The sequence below is a fragment of the Stenotrophomonas sp. AB1(2024) genome, from assembly GCF_037482345.1.
Taxonomy (GTDB): Bacteria; Pseudomonadota; Gammaproteobacteria; order Xanthomonadales; family Xanthomonadaceae; genus Stenotrophomonas.
Genome location: NZ_JBBHKO020000001.1, coordinates 3333479 through 3351872, shown reverse-complemented (window position 1 = coordinate 3351872; position 18394 = coordinate 3333479). Strand labels below are relative to the sequence as shown.

16 protein-coding genes and 2 tRNA genes are annotated in these 18394 nt (G+C 63.9%); all 18 read right to left on the bottom strand.

The genetic code is table 11. The annotated features are described in order from the left end of the window. Window positions 1-31: 31 nt before the first annotated feature. The 18 genes from nusA to WIX41_RS14965 all read right to left on the bottom strand — a co-directional run bounded on the left by nusA (window position 32) and on the right by WIX41_RS14965 (window position 18379). The gene (gene nusA / locus WIX41_RS15050) at window positions 32-1543 is read right to left on the bottom strand and encodes a transcription termination factor NusA (protein ID WP_339448850.1); all 1512 of its coding nucleotides are present in this window, start codon (window positions 1541-1543) and stop codon (window positions 32-34) included. A 7-nt stretch (window positions 1544-1550) separates the two neighbouring features. Beyond that, on the bottom strand, window positions 1551-2141 hold the full coding sequence (rimP, locus tag WIX41_RS15045; RefSeq protein ID WP_339448848.1) for a ribosome maturation factor RimP: 591 nt from the start codon (window positions 2139-2141) through the stop codon (window positions 1551-1553). 465 nt (window positions 2142-2606) lie between these two features. Beyond that, window positions 2607-2683 (bottom strand) — tRNA-Met (locus WIX41_RS15040). A 557-nt stretch (window positions 2684-3240) separates the two neighbouring features. After that, window positions 3241-3317 (bottom strand) — tRNA-Met (locus tag WIX41_RS15035). Between the two features lie 109 nt (window positions 3318-3426). Continuing rightward, on the bottom strand, window positions 3427-4887 hold the full coding sequence (gene nuoN / locus WIX41_RS15030) for an NADH-quinone oxidoreductase subunit NuoN (protein WP_339448846.1): 1461 nt from the start codon (window positions 4885-4887) through the stop codon (window positions 3427-3429). Between the two features lie 15 nt (window positions 4888-4902). Beyond that, entirely contained in the window at window positions 4903-6411 is a 1509-nt protein-coding gene (locus WIX41_RS15025; RefSeq protein WP_339448844.1) for an NADH-quinone oxidoreductase subunit M, read from the bottom strand. Window positions 6412-6434: 23 nt separating this feature from the next. Further along, the gene (nuoL, locus tag WIX41_RS15020; RefSeq protein ID WP_339448842.1) at window positions 6435-8630 is read right to left on the bottom strand and encodes an NADH-quinone oxidoreductase subunit L; all 2196 of its coding nucleotides are present in this window, start codon (window positions 8628-8630) and stop codon (window positions 6435-6437) included. 7 nt (window positions 8631-8637) lie between these two features. Beyond that, a complete protein-coding gene (nuoK, locus tag WIX41_RS15015; protein WP_068853402.1) occupies window positions 8638-8943 on the bottom strand; it encodes an NADH-quinone oxidoreductase subunit NuoK in 306 nt (101 codons plus the stop codon). Continuing rightward, complete coding sequence (locus WIX41_RS15010; RefSeq protein WP_409187415.1) at window positions 8940-9599, bottom strand: NADH-quinone oxidoreductase subunit J; 660 nt, start codon at window positions 9597-9599, stop codon at window positions 8940-8942. Before WIX41_RS15010 ends, nuoK begins: the two co-directional genes overlap by 4 nt. A gap of 6 nt (window positions 9600-9605) precedes the next feature. Next, the gene (gene nuoI / locus WIX41_RS15005) at window positions 9606-10094 is read right to left on the bottom strand and encodes an NADH-quinone oxidoreductase subunit NuoI (RefSeq protein WP_017355930.1); all 489 of its coding nucleotides are present in this window, start codon (window positions 10092-10094) and stop codon (window positions 9606-9608) included. 3 nt (window positions 10095-10097) lie between these two features. Further along, window positions 10098-11189, bottom strand: a complete 1092-nt coding sequence (gene nuoH, locus WIX41_RS15000) for an NADH-quinone oxidoreductase subunit NuoH (RefSeq protein WP_339448836.1) — start codon at window positions 11187-11189, stop codon at window positions 10098-10100. Beyond that, a complete protein-coding gene (gene nuoG, locus WIX41_RS14995) occupies window positions 11186-13429 on the bottom strand; it encodes an NADH-quinone oxidoreductase subunit NuoG (RefSeq protein WP_339448835.1) in 2244 nt (747 codons plus the stop codon). The genes nuoH and nuoG overlap by 4 nt, the downstream gene beginning before the upstream one ends. Then, a complete protein-coding gene (nuoF, locus tag WIX41_RS14990; protein WP_339448834.1) occupies window positions 13426-14766 on the bottom strand; it encodes an NADH-quinone oxidoreductase subunit NuoF in 1341 nt (446 codons plus the stop codon). The genes nuoG and nuoF overlap by 4 nt, the downstream gene beginning before the upstream one ends. Before the next feature lie 3 nt (window positions 14767-14769). Continuing rightward, window positions 14770-15297: an NADH-quinone oxidoreductase subunit NuoE gene (nuoE, locus tag WIX41_RS14985; RefSeq protein ID WP_339448833.1), complete on the bottom strand. Its 528-nt coding sequence runs from the start codon at window positions 15295-15297 to the stop codon at window positions 14770-14772. Window positions 15298-15391: 94 nt separating this feature from the next. Continuing rightward, on the bottom strand, window positions 15392-16699 hold the full coding sequence (locus WIX41_RS14980) for an NADH-quinone oxidoreductase subunit D (RefSeq protein WP_409187414.1): 1308 nt from the start codon (window positions 16697-16699) through the stop codon (window positions 15392-15394). Next, entirely contained in the window at window positions 16696-17445 is a 750-nt protein-coding gene (locus WIX41_RS14975; RefSeq protein ID WP_339448831.1) for an NADH-quinone oxidoreductase subunit C, read from the bottom strand. The genes WIX41_RS14980 and WIX41_RS14975 overlap by 4 nt, the downstream gene beginning before the upstream one ends. Before the next feature lie 32 nt (window positions 17446-17477). Continuing rightward, a complete protein-coding gene (locus WIX41_RS14970) occupies window positions 17478-18032 on the bottom strand; it encodes a NuoB/complex I 20 kDa subunit family protein (RefSeq protein WP_019182677.1) in 555 nt (184 codons plus the stop codon). Then, on the bottom strand, window positions 18023-18379 hold the full coding sequence (locus WIX41_RS14965; protein WP_409187512.1) for an NADH-quinone oxidoreductase subunit A: 357 nt from the start codon (window positions 18377-18379) through the stop codon (window positions 18023-18025). The genes WIX41_RS14970 and WIX41_RS14965 overlap by 10 nt, the downstream gene beginning before the upstream one ends. Window positions 18380-18394 lie beyond the last annotated feature (15 nt).

Below are 18394 nucleotides of genomic sequence, written 5' to 3'. Positions count from 1 at the left end.
TGATCGGGTCAGGGCACTGTTCATCGCTGGCTCATTCGCCGCGCTCCAGGCGGGCGATCTCCTCGGCTCGGGCGGCAAGGATCAGGGCGGCGGCGCGCTCCTGGTCCATGTCCTCGATACCGAACTCGAGGATCTCATCGGCGGCCAGGTCCGACAGGTCCTCACTCGTACGCACGCCATGGCCGGCCAGGGCGTAGGCGGTTGCCTCGTCCATGCCTTCCAGGGCGAGCAGGTCTTCGGACGGCGAACCATCTTCCAGACCCTCCTCCACCGCAAGCGCTTCGTTGAGCAGCGCATCGCGGGCACGGGCACGCAGCTCTTCGACGATGTCTTCGTCGAAGCCTTCCACGGCCAGCAGTTCGCCGACCGGGACGTAGGCGATTTCTTCCACGGTGTTGAAGCCTTCGGTCACCAGGATGGCGGCGATTTCTTCATCCACTTCCAGCTTGTCCATGAACAGCTGGCGGGCAACGCCCTGCTCTGCCTCGGACTTGGCGGTCACCTGGTCCTGGGTCATCACATTGAGCTGCCAACCGGTCAGGCGGCTGGCCAGGCGCACGTTCTGGCCGCCCTTGCCGATCGCCTGGGCCAGGCGCTCTTCAGCCACGGCCAGGTCCATCGAGTGCTTGTCTTCATCGACGATGATGGACTGCACTTCCGCCGGCGCCATCGCATTGATGACGAAGTTGGCGGGGTTGTCGTTCCACAGCACGATGTCCACGCGCTCGCCATTGAGCTCGTTGGACACCGCCTGCACGCGCGAACCGCGCATGCCGATGCAGGCGCCGATCGGATCGGTGCGCGCATCGTGGGCGAGCACGGCGATCTTGGCGCGGTCGCCCGGGTCGCGTGCACAGGCCTTGATCTCGACCAGGCCCTGGCCTACTTCCGGCACTTCCAGCTTGAACAGCTCGATCATGAATTCCGGGGCGGCGCGGCTGATGAACAGCTGCGGGCCACGCGGTTCCGAGCGGACTTCGGCCAGGTAACCGCGCACGCGGTCGCCAGCGCGCAGCACGTCGCGCGGAATGCCCTTGTCCTTCGGGATGAAGGCCTCGGCGTTGCCGCCCAGGTCCACGTAGATGTTGCCGCGCTCGGCGCGCTTGACCACGCCGGTAACCAGCTCGCCCACGCGGTCCTTCCACGCATCGACCACCTGCTGGCGTTCGGCTTCACGCACGCGCTGGACGATCACCTGCTTGGCGGCCTGCGCCGCGATGCGGCCGAAGTCCGGGTTTTCGATCTGTTCTTCGATGTAATCGCCCACTTCCACGCCTTCGGCTTCGTCGATGGCATCCATCAGGCGAATCTGGCGGTCCGGCGATTCCATCACCACGTCATCGGCCACCACTTCCCAGCGGCGGAAGGTTTCGTAGGTGCCGTCCTTGTGGTCGATCGACACGCGCGCCAGCACTTCCTCATCGGGATAGCGCTTCTTCGCGGCCGACGCCAGTGCTGCTTCGATCGCATCGAAGATCACTTCACGCGGAACGCCCTTTTCATTGGCGACCGCATCCACTACCAGCAAAAGTTCCTTGCTCATTGTTGGCTCACTCCGCGCGCGGCTTCTTGGCCGCCGGCTCGTTGGATGGTTTCTTGTTCGCCTTGCCACCCTGCTTGGGTGCCGGGCCAGTCGGTTTGGTCGGAGCCAGGCCGAGGGCGGCCCAGTCCGGCATGATGCGTGCCTTCTCGATATTCTCGATGTCGGCGGTAAACGGGGAATTGTCGACCTTGAAAGTGACCGTCTTCTGCTCGGCATCGACACCGAGGATTTCGCCCTGCAGGCGACGACGGCCGTCCTGTGGCAGCTTCAAGGTGACCTTTGCGGACTCGCCGACGGCACGTTCGAAATGATCGAAGGTGAACAGCGGGCGGTCCACGCCGGGCGAGGACACTTCCAGCGTGTAATTGGCGGTGATCGGGTCTTCCACGTCCAGCTGGGCCGACACTTCGCGGCTCACGCGCTCGCAGTCGTCGATGTTGACCACGCGCTCGGGCTGTTCGGCCAGCGGCACGTCGATATACAGGCGCAGCGTGGCGCCACCCGGGGCGGTCAGATACTCCACACCCAGCAGCTCGAGACCCAGCGACTGAACGGTGGGGGCGAGCAGATTCGCGATTTCGGTTGCCTTGTCGCTCACAGTCTGCCTTGATTCATTGAAAGAGATGCTGGCCCGGCGCAGTACCTGGAGCCCGGAAACAACAAAGGGCCCGCTGGGCCCCTTGTCCGGTACAACTCCGGTCATGCTGGATTCCGGTTGCAGATCACGCGCGGTGCGTGATGCTGCGAGCCCAGCCGTCCGGGGGGTCACGACTACCTGAAGGGAAGTCGCACGGCCCGGAAGCCGGTCGCGGGACGGTCCACATTCCAGAGAATGGGCCCAGTCAGGTAGTCCGCTAAGCCGTGGATGATAGCCGTTGCACTGCGCTGGTGCAACGGGCGGGGACGCCAAACGGGTCAATCCGACGGTCCATTCATCTTCATGACGCGCTGCCCGCCCCTGCCCGCGCCGTGCCAGCCTCCCCTCCGGCCGTCCCAACGAAAAAAGCGACCCCGTTGCCGGAATCGCTTTTTCGTCTACTGCATCTGCACTGCAGATTTTCTGTGGTAGCGGGGGCAGGATTTGAACCTGCGACCTTCGGGTTATGAGCCCGACGAGCTGCCAGACTGCTCCACCCCGCAGCAGAAGCGGAATTGTAATGGATGCGCGCGCGCGGCGCAACCCATGCATCACCGTGGCAGCACGGCCCTGCCCTTTCGTTGCAGCCAACGCCCAGGAAAGAACGCTGACGACTGCGCTCAGGCGTCGAACTCAAGCGAGTCGTAACTGGGCAGCGTCGACCGGTCATAGCCGGGCGCCGGGTCGCGCCACGCAGCACGTCGCGCCACGATCCTGCGCATGGCGTAATGCCACCTCCCGACAGGTGTTCTGACCTGCATCATGGCGTCAATGAGCAATATTCCGTTCACATCGACCGGGGCGTTCGCGCTGAGGAATCCGCTCGGGTTCTGCCCCGTCGTGTAAGCAGGGGACGGATACTGCTTCAGCGGCGGCGGCGTCCAGTCCCAGGCACCTTCTGGGCCAAACGCCGCACCGCCATCCTCAACGGCACACTCAGTCGCCTGGTCGGACTGCGGTACAGACTCTCCGCACTCTAGCGCCGCGGACGTGCAACGCAGAACGGCGACCCGAGGGTCGCCGTTCTGGTGCTGGATATCTGACATCCAGCAATACAACTTGGTAGCGGGGGCAGGATTTGAACCTGCGACCTTCGGGTTATGAGCCCGACGAGCTGCCAGACTGCTCCACCCCGCAGCAGAAGTGGTTGAGTTGATCTCTTACCGCAACGATGTTCTGGCGAAACCGCTGCATCAACAACTCAGGAAACGAATATTACACGAACTGCGCAGCTTTGTATCGCTTTTTATGCAAGATGCGCAAAAGCCTGCTGGCACCACACCATGATCGGGTTCCAGGCCAGGCCCAGTGCCAGCAGCGCCAGGGCATTCACGCCCAGCACCACACCCAGCACGCGGTCGTTGTTGGCCGGCAGCGGCTCGCCCACCGGCTCATCGAAGTACATGACCTTGATGACGCGCAGGTAGTAGAAGCAACCGATCACCGCGCAGATCACGCCAAGAATGGCCAGCCACAGCATGCCACCGTTGATGGCCGCGCCCAGCACCGCCAGCTTGGTCCAGAAGCCCAGGAACGGCGGGATGCCGGCCATGGACGCCATGATGCACAGGACCAGGCCTGCCATCCACGGGTTGCGGGCGTTCAGGCCCTTCAGGTCGTCGATCTTCTCGGCTTCAAAACCATTGCGCGACAGTGCGATGATCGCGCCGAAACCGGCGGTGGACATGATTGCGTAGCTCAGGGCATAGAACAGCGCCGCTGCATAACCCCGCTCGCCGCCACCGGCGATGCCCAGCAGCAGGAAGCCGATGTGCGACACGGTCGAGTACGCCAGCATGCGCTTGAGGTTGCTCTGCGCAATCGCCATCAGGTTGCCGACCACCAGCGACAGCGCCGCCAGGCCACCAATCAGGTACTTCCACTCGTCCGACAGCGGGCCCACGCCCACTTCCAGCAGGCGGTAGGCCATGCCGAACGCGGCCAGCTTCGGGGCCGAGCTGATGAACAGCGCGACCGGCGCCGGAGCGCCCTGGTACACATCGGGCAACCACATGTGGAACGGCGCCGCGCCGAGCTTGAAGGCCACGCCGGCGATCATGAACACCGCGCCGGTCAGCAGCAGCATCTTCTCGTCGGAATTGGGGATGGCCGCGTTGATGGCGTCCAGGTGCAGCGAACCGGTGGCGCCGTAGACCAGCGACATGCCGTACAGCAGCAGGCCCGAGGCCAGCGAACCCAGCACGATGTACTTCATCGCCGCTTCGGTGGCCAGGCCGTTGTCACGGTTGCTCGCGACCAGGGCATAGGAACACAGCGCCAGCAGTTCCAGGCCCAGGTACACCATCAGCAGGCTGCCGGCCGAGACCAGGATCATCATGCCGGAGGTGGCAAACAGGATCAGCACCGGGATTTCGCCCTGGAACAGATCGCGTTCGCGCAGGTAGCTCCAGCCGTACACCAGGGTCAGGCCGCTGCACAGCACGATCACGGCCTTCATCACGTCGGCCGCGGTATCGCGGACGAACATGCCGTGGAAGACCTCGCCCTGCCCGCCCACGCCGGTGGCGAGCATGAACAGCACGACCGCCAGTGCGGCAACCGAGAACAGGTGGGTCCAGATCTTGTTCTGCTTGCTGATGAACAGATCGAGGATCAACAGGGCGAACGCGCTGCCGATCAGCACCAGCTCGGGCGCGAGTGGCAGCAGGTCAGCGGCGGTCAGTGGCAACAGCGGCGAGGTGGTCATCATCAAATCCTGGAATTACAGCAACTTGCTGGATGCGATCTGCATCGCCAGCTTCGCGATCGAGGGTTCCATCAGGTCGGTCAGCGGCTTGGGGTACAGGCCCAGCGCCAGCGTACCCACGGCGAACACACCCAACACCAGCCATTCACGGCCGTTGATGTCCTTCAGTTCGGCAACATGGGCATTGGCCACTTCACCGAAGAACACGCGCTTGTACAGCCACAGCGTGTAGGCAGCGGTGATGACCAGCGTGCTTGCCGCGGCCAGGGCCAGCCACGGATTGCGCTGGAAGCTGGCCATGATGATCATGAACTCACCGACGAAACCGCTGGTGCCCGGCAGGCCGGCATTGGCCATGAAGAACAGCATGGCGAAGGTGGCAAACCACGGCATCACGTTGACCACGCCGCCGTAATCGGCGATGCGGCGGCTGTGCATGCGGTCGTACAGCACGCCCACGCAGGAGAACATCGCACCCGACACGAAGCCGTGCGAGACCATCTGCACCATCGCACCCTGCAGGCCCAGGCGGGCGGCATCGGCGTTGCCGGCATCACGCACCAGCCACAGGGCGATGAAGGTGCCCAGGGTGACAAAGCCCATGTGCGCGATCGACGAATAGGCGATCAGCTTCTTCATGTCGTCCTGGACCAGCGCGACCAGGCCGACGTAGATCACCGCGATCAGCGACAGGGCGATCACCAGCCATGCCCATTCCTGCGAGGCGTCCGGCACGATCGGCAGGTTGAAGCGCAGGAAGCCGTAGCCACCGATCTTCAGGGCGATGGCGGCCAGGATCACCGAACCGGCGGTCGGCGCTTCCACGTGGGCGTCCGGCAGCCAGGTGTGGACCGGGAACATCGGCACCTTGACCGCAAACGCGATCAGGAAGGCGAAGAAGATCCAGGTCTGCTCCTGGGCCGACAGCTGCAGCTGGTACAGGTCGGCCAGCTGGAAGCTGCCGCCCTTCAGGTACAGGTAGATCAGCGCCACCAGCATCAGCACCGAGCCGAGGAAGGTGTACAGGAAGAACTTCAGCGCGGCGTAGATGCGGCGCGGGCCGCCCCAGACACCGATGATCAGGAACATCGGGATCAGCATCGCTTCGAAGAATACGTAGAACAGCATCGCGTCGGTCGCGGCGAAGATGCCCACGGTGACACCTTCCAGGATCAGGAAGGCGGCCACGTACTGGTTGACCCGCTTGTCGATCACGCCCCAGGCGCCGATCAGGGCCAGCACCGAGACCAGCGTGGTCAGCAGGATCAGCGCGATGGCGATGCCGTCCACGCCCAGGTTGTAGCCGATGTCGTAGGCCGGGATCCAGGCGCGGGTTTCGACGAACTGCAGTGCGTCGTTGGCCACGTCGTAGCCGCTGAGCAGCGACAGGCTGATCACGAAGGTCAGTACCGCCACGCCCAGAGACGCCCAGCGGGCGGTCTGCGCATCACGGATGGCAAGGATCAAGGCACCGCCGAGGATCGGCAGCCAGATGAGAACACTGAGTAGAGGCCAGTTCGACACGTCTTCTTATTCCGTACAGGTCATCAACGCAGGTAATGCATCAGGACGCCCAGGAGGGCAATCAGGCCGATGATCATCGCGAAGGCGTAGTGATAGAGGAAACCGGATTGGGTGCGACGCAGCAGGTTGGCCGCCAGATCGATCAGGCGTGCCGAACCGTTGACCACCACACCATCGACGATGTTCGTGTCGATCGCGCGCGAAACCTTGCCCAGCTTGATGCCGCCGCCGGCGAAACCGCCGATCCAGAGCTTGTCGAACCCGTACTTGTTCTCCAGCACCGACACCAGCGGCGCAAAGGTCTTGCGGGCGCGGGTCGCCAGTTCCGGCTTCCACAGGTAGAACAGGGCCGCCAGCAGGAAGCCGGCCAGGGTCAGCCACACGGCCTGCCCCTTCATGGCATGGCCAACGAAACCGAGCGGGCCATGGAACTCTTCAGCCAAGGCACCCAGGGTGTTGCGTGCCGGGTCGTAGAAATCGACCACGCCGGTGAAGAACGAATGCACCTGGCCCGGAATGCCGTGCGCGGCATGATGGCCGGCCCAATCGGTGCCGTACAGCATCGGACCGATGCTGAAGTAACCGATGAAGATCGACGGGATCGCCAGCAGGATCAGCGGCAGCGTCACTACCCACGGGGTTTCGTGCGGCTCATGCGGACCGTGGCCATGGCCGTGGTCGTCATGGTGCGCGTCGCCGTGGTGGGCATCGGCATGCGCGTCGGCGGCGTGGTGATCATCGTGGCCATGGCCATGGTCATCATGCGCATCGCGGAAGCGTTCCTTGCCATGGAAGGTCAGGAACAGCAGGCGGAAGCTGTAGAAGCTGGTGACGATCACGCCCCCCAGCACGGCCCAGTAACCATACGTCGCCACCCAGCTCGGGGCAAACTCGGCGTGGTGCTTGGCTGCCTCGATGATGGTGTCCTTCGAGTAGAAGCCGGAGAAGAACGGCGTACCGACCAGGGCCAGCGTACCGATCCACATGGTGATGAAGGTGATCGGCATGTACTTGCGCAGGCCGCCCATCTTGCGCATGTCCTGCTCGTGGTGCATGGCGATGATCACCGAGCCCGCGCCCAGGAACAGCAGCGCCTTGAAGAAGGCGTGGGTCATCAGGTGGAACACGGCGGCCGAGTAGGCCGACACGCCCAGCGCCACGGTCATGTAGCCCAGCTGGGACAGCGTGGAGTACGCGACGACGCGCTTGATGTCGTTCTGCACGATGCCGATCAGGCCGGTGAAGAACGCGGTGGTGGCGCCAATGAACAGCACGAAATTCAGCGCGGTCTGCGACAGCTCGAACAGCGGCGACATGCGGGTGACCATGAAGATGCCCGCAGTGACCATTGTCGCGGCATGGATCAGCGCCGAGATCGGAGTCGGGCCTTCCATCGAGTCCGGCAGCCACACGTGCAGCGGGACCTGGGCCGACTTGCCCATGGCGCCGATGAACAGGCAGATGCAGATGACAGTGGCGACCGACCAGATGACCGGTGCATCGGTGATCTGCAGGGAGCTGCCGAACAGGCTGATCGCACCGGACCACACCTGCAGGTATGAGTTCTGGCCGTTGACCAGCATGTCCGAGGCATTGGCGAACACGGTGGCGTAGTCCAGCGAACCGAACACCCACAGCACGCCGGCGATACCCAGGATGAAGCCGAAGTCGCCGACGCGGTTGACCAGGAACGCCTTCATGTTGGCGAAGATCGCGGTCGGGCGCTTGAACCAGAAGCCGATCAGCAGGTACGACACCAGGCCCACCGCTTCCCAGCCGAAGAACAGCTGCAGGAAGTTGTTGCTCATCACCAGGGTGAGCATCGAGAAGGTGAACAGCGAGATGTAGCTGAAGAAGCGCTGGTAACCCGGGTCATCCTGCATGTACCCGATGGTGTACACGTGGACCAGGAAGGACACGAAGGTGACCACGACCATCATCATGGCGGTGAGATTGTCGATCATGAAACCGACATGCGCCGAGTACTGGCCGACCTCGAAGAAGGTGTAGACGTTCTGGTTGAACGGCTGCGCGCCGCCCCACAGCAGCTGGTAGAACACGTAGCTGGACAACACGCAGCTGACCGCGACACCCAGGATGGTGACGGTCTGCGCGCCGATGCGCCCTACCTGACGACCGAACAGGCCAGCGATGATGCTGCCGACCAGCGGTGCAAGCACCACGGCGATCAACAGACTCTTGGAGAGAGTAATTTCCATCTACGGATCAGCCCTTCAGCGAATCGACTTCGCCGACATTGATGGTGCGGCGGGTACGGAACAGGGTTACCAGGATCGCGAGGCCGATCGCGGCCTCGGCCGCGGCCACGGTGAGGATGAAGAACACGAACAGCTGCCCGGCCGTGTCACCCATTTCACGCGAAAACCCGACGAAATTGATGTTCACCGACAGCAGCATCAGTTCGATGGACATCAACAGCACGATGATGTTCTTGCGATTGAGGAAAATGCCGGCAAGGCTGATGCAGAACAGCAGCGCGCCCAGCGCCAGGATATGACCGAGGGTGATCACGGGGCAGCCTCCTCGTTGCTGGACGGCTTGGTAACGGCGTGGACCACCGGCGTTTCGACATCCATCTTGACCACGCGCAGGCGGTCATGGCTCTTGACCATGGTCTGCTCGGTCGGGTTCTGGGTCTTCAGGCCGGTGCGGCGACGCAGGGTCAGCATCACGGCGGCCACCACGGCCACGGTCAGGATGACGGCGGCGAACTCGAACGGCAGCAGGTATTCGGTGAACAGGCTGCGCGCCAACCAGGTGATGTTGGAGGTGTCGGCAGCCAGCGCGGCGGCGTTGTCGGCCGGCAGCGGGTTGACCGCCCTGCCCTTCACGCCGATCAGGATCAGCATCTGCACCAGCATGGTGACCGCAACCACCAGGCCGAGCGGCAGGTAGCGGACCCAGCCCTCGCGCAGGTTGGAGGCGTCGATGTCGAGCATCATCACCACGAACAGGAACAGCACCATCACCGCGCCGACGTAGACCAGCACCAGCGCCACGCCGAGGAATTCAGCCCCGATCAGGATCCAGATGCAGGCCACGGAGAAGAAGGTCAGGATCAGGCACAGCACGGCGTAGACCGGATTGCGCACGCTGATCACCGCCGCAGCGGAAATGCCCGCCACGATGGAGAAGACCCAGAAGAAGATATTTACCCAATCCATCATTCAACCTCAGCGGAAAGCGGCATCGGCGGCACGACGCTCGGCGATTTCGGCTTCAAGCCGATCACCGATGGCCAGCAGCTGCGGCTTGGTAACGATGTTCTCGCCACGGTTCTCGAAGTGGTACTCGAGAATGTGGGTCTCGACGATCGAGTCCACCGGACAGCTTTCTTCACAGAAGCCGCAGAAGATGCACTTGAACAGATCGATGTCGTAGCGGGTGGTACGGCGGGTGCCGTCTTCGCGCTTGGCCGAATCGATGGTGATGGCCAGCGCCGGGCACACCGCTTCGCACAGCTTGCAGGCGATGCAGCGCTCTTCCCCGTTGGGGTAGCGGCGCAGCGCATGCAGGCCGCGGAAACGCGGCGACTGCGGGAACTTCTCCATCGGGTACATCAGCGTGTACTTCGGCTTGAACGCGTACTTCAGGGTCAGCCACAGACCGCCGAGCAGCTCGAGCAGGAGCAGGCTTTTGAAGTAATGGGTAATTCGATTCATCACTTAGACGCCCTTCTGGATCACGCCGTAGAACACCATCACAGCCGTTACCGCAATCCACGCGATGGTGAGCGGGATGAAGACCTTCCAGCCCAGACGCATGATCTGGTCGTAACGGAAACGCGGGAAGCTGGCACGGAACCAGATGTAGGCGCTGGCGAAGAAGAACACCTTCAACAGCAGCCACGGGGCACCGCCCTTCCAGATCCAGTCGATCCACGGCGAAATGTCCGCCGTGATCCAGCCCTGGAACGGGCTCAGCCAACCGCCGAGGAAGAAGATCGAGATCAGGAAGCTGATCAGGATCATGTTGGCGTATTCGGCCAGGAAGAACAGCGCGAACGCACCACCGGAGTATTCGACCATGTGGCCGGCGACAATTTCCGATTCGCCTTCCACCACGTCGAACGGCGCGCGGTTGGTTTCGGCCACGCCGGACACCCAGTACACGATGAACAGCGGGAACAGCGGAATCAGGAACCAGTCGAAGAAGCCGGAGTTGCCGGCCTGCGCCATCACGATGCCGCTCAGGTTCAGGCTGCCGGCCGCGATCATCACACCGACCAGGGCAAAACCCATGGCGATTTCGTAGCTGATCATCTGCGCCGAGGCGCGCATGGCCCCCAGGAAGGCGTACTTGGAGTTGGACGCCCAACCGGCCAGGATGATGCCGTACACCCCCAGCGAGGTCATCGCCAGCAGGTACAGCAGGCCGGCATTGGCATTGGACAGCACCACCTGCGCATCGAAGGGCACCACCGACCAGGCCGCGAAGGCCGGGGCCAGGGTGATCAACGGGGCCAGGATGAACATCGCCTTGTGCGAGCTCGCCGGCTGGATGATCTCCTTGAACAGCAGCTTGAAGACGTCGGCGAAGGCCTGGAAGATGCCCATGCCCACGTACATCGGGCCGTGGCGGACGTGCATCCAGCCGATCAGCTTGCGTTCCCAGACCACGAAGAACGCCACCGCGATGATCACCGGCATGGCGATCACCAGGATCTTCAGCACGATCCACAGCAGCGCGCCGATCTCACCCAGGCCCAGGAGCCACTGGTGGAGCGGGTCGACCGCGTTCAACAGCAATTCGTTCATGCAGCCACCACCGTTACGCGTGCGGCACCCAGCGGTGCGGTTGCACCGTGGCCCGATTCAATCCAGACCGACCCCGCAGCGACACGGGCGTCGACCACCACCGGCAGGGTGGCCTTGCCGGCATCGGTGCCGACTTTGGCCATCTGCCCTTCGACCAGCTGCAGGCGGGCGGCGTCGGCGGCGTTGAGCACGATGCGCGGCGCGGCGTTGAGCGGGTGCGACTGCAGCGCCTGGGCACGGCGGACCACCGCATCGGTGCGGTAGATCGCCGCGGTGGACGCCACTTCCAGGCCTTCGCCGGCCACCGGCGTTGCCGCCGAGGTGGACACGGTGACAGTGACCGGGGCCAGGCTGGCGCGCAGGCCGGCCAGGTCGGTGAACTCGAAACCGGCCAGGGCCAGTTCGCCGCCCAGCGCACGCAGCACGCGCCAGCCTTCACGGGCCTCGCCCGGCAGCTTGCCGCCGGCACGGGCCGACTGCTCGCGACCATCGAGGTTGGTCAGGGTGGCGTCGATTTCCGGCAGTGCGCCGATCGGCAGGATCACGTCGGCCACGTCGCGGGTCGAGGCACAGGCGAACTGGCTGAAGGCCACCACCTGGGCACCGGCCAGCGCCTTGCGGGCAGCGGCGGTGTCGGCGAAATCCAGGCCCGGCTCGATGCCGTACAGGACATAGGCCTTGCGCGGCTGGGCCAGCATGGTGTTGACGTCCTTGCCAGCCGGCAGCACGCCGGCGCGGGACAGGCCCACGGCGTTGGCGCCCTGCGGGATGCGGCACAGCCTGGCACCGGTGGCGGCGGCGAAATCAAGCGCGGCAGCGCGGATCGCGGCAGCCTGCGGGTGGTTTTCGGCGATGCCACCGACGATCAGCACGGCATTGCCGGTCACCGCTTGGCGCAGCTCGGCGTTGCCCAGGGCCTCGACGAACTTCGACGGGGCCACGATCTGCTTGCCGGCCAGCGTGAAGGCGAAATCGAAATCAACCGGGTTGATCGCGTGGATCTTCGCGTTGCGCGTGGTCTGCGCCTTGCGCAGGCGGGCGTGCAGCAGCGGCAGCTCGTGGCGGATGTTGCTGCCGAGCACGACGATGCTGTCGGCGCCTTCGATCTCGGCCAGCGACAGGCCGAAGATCTCGGCAGTGGCGGCGTCGGAGAAGTCGCGGTTGTTGATGCGGTGGTCGATGTTGCCGGTGCCCAGGCCGGTGGCGAGACGGGCCAGCAGCGCGCCCTCCTCGTTCGAGGCCGACGGGTGAACCAGCACGCCGAGGTCGTCGCCCTTGTTGGCCGACAGGATCTCGCGGGCAGCGGCCAGGCCTTCAGCCCAGCTCACTTCCTGCCATTGCCCGTTGATCTTGCGCAGCGGCTTGACGGCGCGATCAGCGCTGTACAGGCCCTGGTGCGAATAACGGTCGCGGTCGGACAGCCAGCATTCGTTGACCAGTTCGTTGTCGCGCGGCACCGAACGCAGCACTTCGCCGCGGCGCACGTGCAGGAACAGGTTCGAACCCATCGCGTCGTGGTAACCCAGCGACTCACGCGCGGTCAGTTCCCACGGACGGGCGCGGAACTGGAACACCTTGTTGGTCAGCGCACCGACCGGGCAGACGTCGACGACGTTGCCGGACAGCTCGGTGGTCAGCGGCTTGCCGTCGTAGGTGCCGATCTGCAGGTTTTCACCGCGGTACATGCCGCCCAGCTCATAGGTACCGGCCACGTCGGCAGTGAAGCGGACGCAGCGGGTGCACTGGATGCAGCGGGTCATTTCGGTGGCGACCAGCGGCCCGATGTCCTCGTCGGGCACCACGCGCTTGCGCTCGTTGAAGCGGCTCACCGAACGGCCGTAGCCGAGCGAGACGTCCTGCAGTTCGCACTCGCCGCCCTGGTCGCAGATCGGGCAGTCCAGCGGGTGGTTGATGAGCAGGAACTCCATCACCGAACGCTGGAACTTCAGGGCCTTCTCGCTGCGGGTGGCAACCTTCATGCCATCCATCACCGGGGTGGCGCAGGCCGGCGCCGGCTTGGGCGACTTTTCCACGTCGACCAGGCACATGCGGCAGTTGGCCGCGATCGGCAGCTTCTCGTGGTAGCAGAAGCGCGGGATCGGAATGCCGGCCTTGTCGGCGGCCTGGATGATCATCGAGCCCTTGGGCACGACCAGGGACTGGCCGTCGATCTCGACGGTCACATGCCCTTCCGGCACGATCGCCGGAGTGCCACCAGGATTGTTGGGTTGCGCGCTCATGCGGCGGCTGCCTCCACCTTCTTGCCGTCGACCATCGAATGACCGTTGACGATGTAGTACTCGAATTCGTCCCAGAACTGGCGCAGGAAGCCCTGGATGGGCCATGCCGCCGCTTCACCGAACGCACAGATGGTGTGGCCTTCGATCTGGCCGGCCACCGCCTTCAACTGGTGCAGGTCTTCCATGGTTGCCTTGCCGGCGACGATGCGCTCGAGCACGCGGTGCATCCAGCCGGTGCCTTCACGGCACGGGGTGCACTGGCCACAGGATTCCTTGTGGAAGAACTGGCTGATGCGGCAGGCGAACTTGACGCAGCACACGCTGTCGTCGAGCACCACGATGGCACCCGACCCCAGGCCGGTGCCCAGGGCACGCAGGGTGTCGTAGTCCATCTGCAGGCCCTTGAGTTCTTCGGCCTTCAGCACCGGCATCGACACGCCGCCCGGCACCGCGCCCTTGAGGGTGCGGCCCGGCTTGAGGCCGCCGGCCATTTCCAGCAGCTCATCGAAGGTGGTGCCCAGCGGCACTTCGAAGTTGCCGCCCTGCTGCACGCAACCGGAGACCGAGAAGATCTTCGGGCCGCCGTTCTTGGTCAGGCTCAGGCTCTGGAACCACTCCGGGCCGTTGCGGATGATCGCCGGCACCGAGGCATAGGTCTCGGTGTTGTTGATCGTCGACGGCTTGCCGTACAGGCCGAAGTTGGCCGGGAACGGCGGCTTGTAGCGCGGCTGGCCCTTCTTGCCTTCCAGCGATTCCATCAGCGCGGTTTCTTCGCCGCAGATGTAGGCACCAGCGCCGAGGGCGCCGTAGATGTCGATGTCCACGCCGCTGCCGAGGATGTTCTTGCCCAGCCAGCCGTTCGCGTACGCGTCGGCCAGGGCCTGCTCGAAGTTCTCGAACGGCTCGTGGTGGAATTCACCGCGCAGGTAGTTGTAGCCCACGGTGCTGCCGGTGGCGTAGCAGGCGATCGCCATGCCTTCCACCACCGAATGCGGGTTGTAACGCAGGATGTCGCGGTCCTTGCAGGTTCCCGGCTCGGATTCGTCCGAGTTGCACAGGATGTACTTCTGCATGGTGCCCTTGGGCATGAAGGACCACTTCAGGCCGGTCGGGAAGCCGGCGCCACCACGGCCACGCAGGTTGGACTGCTTGACCATCTCGATGACCTGCTCCGGCGGGATCTTCTCTTCGAGAATCCTGCGCAGGGCGGCGTAGCCACCGGTCTTGAGGTAGCTTTCGTACGACCACGGGGTGTCGTAGTGCAAGGTGGTGTAGACCACCTGGTGCGGCAACGGTGCGGGACCGACCGGACCCTTGGGTGCGTGATGATGTGCCATGTCTTACTCCAACCCGTCCAGCAGCTCGTCGACTTTCTCGACGGTCAGGCGCTCGTGGTAATGGCCATTGATGACCATCATCGGCGCACCGGCGCAACCGGCCAGGCATTCTTCTTCACGCTTGAGGTAGATGCGGCCATCGGCGGTGGACTGGCCGGTCCTGCAGCCGAGCTTCTTCTCGGCATGCGCGACCAGGTCCTCGGCGCCGTTCAACCAGCAGCTGATGTTGGTACAGAACGCCACGTTGTGGCGGCCGACCTTCTCCAGCTCGAACATCGAGTAGAAGCTGGCAACCTCGTAGGCCCACACCGGCGGCAGGTCCAGGTACCTGGCCACGCCGGCGATCAGCTCGTCGGTCAACCACCCGGCGTTCTGTTCCTGGGCGGCGTGCAGGCCCTGCAGCACCGCCGAACGCTTGCGGTCCGGCGGGAACTTGGACAGCCAGTGATCGATGTGCGCGCGCGTCTTGTCGCTCAACACCACCATCGGGTCGACGTCGCGCGCCGCCTCGAAATTACCCGTCGCCTTCATCGGCCGACCTCAGCGAATACCAAATCGTTAAAAACCAGAACCTGCAGCGCCGGCAGCAGCCGGCGGGTGTCAGGCATCGTGCATGCGGTGGCCATTACCGGTCCACCTCGCCGAACACCAGGTCGTAGGTGCCGATCATGGCCACCACGTCGGCGAGCATGTGCCCGCGCACGATCGAGTCGATCGAGGACAGATGGGCAAAGCCCGGCGCGCGCAGGTGCACGCGGAACGGCTTGTTGGCGCCATCGGACATCAGGTAGCAGCCGAACTCGCCCTTGGGCGCTTCAACCGCGGCGTAGGTTTCGCCGGCCGGGACGCAGTAGCCTTCACTGAACAGCTTGAAGTGATGGATCAGCGCTTCCATGTCGTCCTTCATGTCCTCGCGGCTGGGCGGGGCAACCTTGAAGTTCTTGACCATGACCGGGCCGGGGTTGGCGCGCAGCCACTGCACGCACTGCTTGATGATGCGGTTGGATTCGCGCATCTCGGCCACGCGGACCAGGTAGCGGTCGTAGCAGTCGCCTTCCTTGCCCAGCGGGATGTCGAAATCGACGGCATCGTACTTCGCATACGGCTGCTTTTTGCGCAGGTCCCAGGCAACGCCCGAGCCACGCAGCATCACGCCGGTCATGCCCCAGGCATGGGCCAGTTCCGGGCTGACCACGCCGATGCCAACCGTACGCTGCTTCCAGATACGGTTGTCGGTGAGCAGGGTTTCGTATTCGTCGACACGGCCGGGGAACTCGACGGTGAAGTTTTCCAGGAAGTCCAGCAGCGAACCTTCGCGCGAGGCGTTGAGGTTCTTCAGGGCCTTGCCCTTGTGCCAGCGCGATTCCTTGTACTTGGGCATCTGGTCCGGCAGGTCGCGGTAGACGCCACCCGGACGGTAGTACGCCGCGTGCATGCGCGCGCCACTGACCGCTTCATAGCAGTCCATCAGCTCTTCGCGTTCGCGGAAGGCGTACAGCATCACCGCCATCGCACCCAGGTCGAGCGCGTTGGAGCCCAGCCACATCAGGTGGTTCAGGATGCGGGTGATTTCATCGAACATGGTGCGGATGTACTGGGCACGCTCGGGCGCTTCGATCCCCATCAGGGTTTCGATGGCGCGCACGTAGGCGTGCTCGTTGCACATCATGGACACGTAATCCAGGCGGTCCATGTAACCGATGGACTGGTTGAACGGCTTGGATTCGGCCAGCTTTTCGGTACCACGGTGCAGCAGGCCGACGTGCGGGTCGGCGCGCATGATGGTTTCGCCATCCATTTCCAGGATCAGGCGCAGCACACCGTGCGCGGCCGGATGCTGGGGACCGAAGTTCATGGTGTAGTTGCGGATTTCCTGGCGCAGTTCGGCCGGGTTGCTCGCAAATGCCTGCTGGGCTTGCTGGAACTCACTCACTTGCTTGCCTCCGTCTGCGCGCTTTCGCCGGCAGCGGTCTGGAAACGGGCGTCGTCGCGGATCACGCGCGGCACGCCGACACGCGGCTCCACCGAGGTGACCGGCTCATAGACCACGCGCTTCTTTTCTTCGTCGTAGCGGACTTCGACGTTGCCGATCAGCGGGAAGTCCTTGCGGAACGGGTGCCCCACGAAGCCGTAGTCGGTCAGGATGCGACGCAGGTCCGGGTGGCCTTCGAAGATCACGCCGAACAGGTCGAACGCTTCGCGCTCGAACCAGTTCAGGCCCGGCCACACATTGGTCAGCGAGGCCACCACCGGCAGTTCCTCGTTCGGCGCAAAGCAGCGGATGCGCATGGTGAGGTTGTGCTGGTAGGAACGCAGCTGGGCGACCACCGCGTAACGCTGCAGCGGCACCGGCTGCGGCTGGGTGCCATCGCTGGTTTCGCGGGTGGGGAACTCGCCCCAGGCGAAACGGCCGACGGACTTGCCCTCGACGCCACGGCTGAAACCCTGGGAGGAGACATCGGCGGTGTCCCACTCGTCGCTGCCGTAGCCGAGGTAGTCCAGCCCGCACAGGTCAACGGCCTGCTCGAAACCGAATTCGTCGCGCAGCGCCAGAGCGGTGGCATGCCAGTCAGCGGCGGGCACTTCCAGCGTCACTTCGCCGCGGGGTTCGACCACGAAGACCTGCGCACCTGCGAAACGTGCGGAAAGTCGGTCGATGAAGGATGCTTGCTCTGCCATGGGGGCTTGGCGTGCTCTTGTCAGGAGGAATGTCAGCGGGCGATGGTCTGCGTACGCCAGATCTTCTTCTGCAGCTGCAGGATCCCGTACACCAGCGCTTCGGCGGTAGGCGGACAACCGGGGACATATATGTCCACCGGCACCACGCGGTCGCAACCACGCACTACTGCATACGAGTAGTGGTAGTAGCCGCCACCGTTGGCGCAGCTGCCCATGGAAATGACCCACTTCGGGTCCGGCATCTGGTCGTAGACCTTGCGCAGGGCCGGGGCCATCTTGTTGACCAGCGTACCGGCCACGATCATCACGTCGGACTGGCGCGGCGACGGGCGGAACACCACGCCGTAGCGGTCAAGGTCCAGGCGCGCGGCACCGGCATGCATCATTTCAACCGCGCAGCAGGCCAGACCGAAGGTCATGGGCCACATCGAGCCGGTACGTGCCCAGTTCAACAGCGCGTCGACGCTGGTGGTCACATAGCCCTTTTCGAGCAGCGGGTTGTCGCCTTCGGGGCGCAGGATGTCATCGACCCGCCCTTCCGGGACCGGGTTGTTCATCAGGCCATCGAGAGTCTGAATTACTCCCATTCCAGCGCTCCCTTCTTCCAGACGTAAATGAAACCGAGGAAAAGCATGCCCACGAACATGCCCATCGTGACCAGCGAGCGTGCGCCCAGCTCCATGAAGACCTGGGTCCACGGCACGATGAAGATGATTTCCAAGTCAAATACGATGAACTGGATGGCGATCAGGTAATAGCGCACATCGAACTTCATGCGCGCGTCCTCGAAAGCTTCGAAGCCGCATTCGTACGGCGAGAGCTTTTTCAGATCAGGACGCCGGGGACCGAGGAACCGGCCGACCAGCATCAGCGCAACGCCGATACCGGTGGCAACAATCAGAAACAGCAGAGACGGCAAATATTCGGCCAGCACAGCGATTCTCTCTTG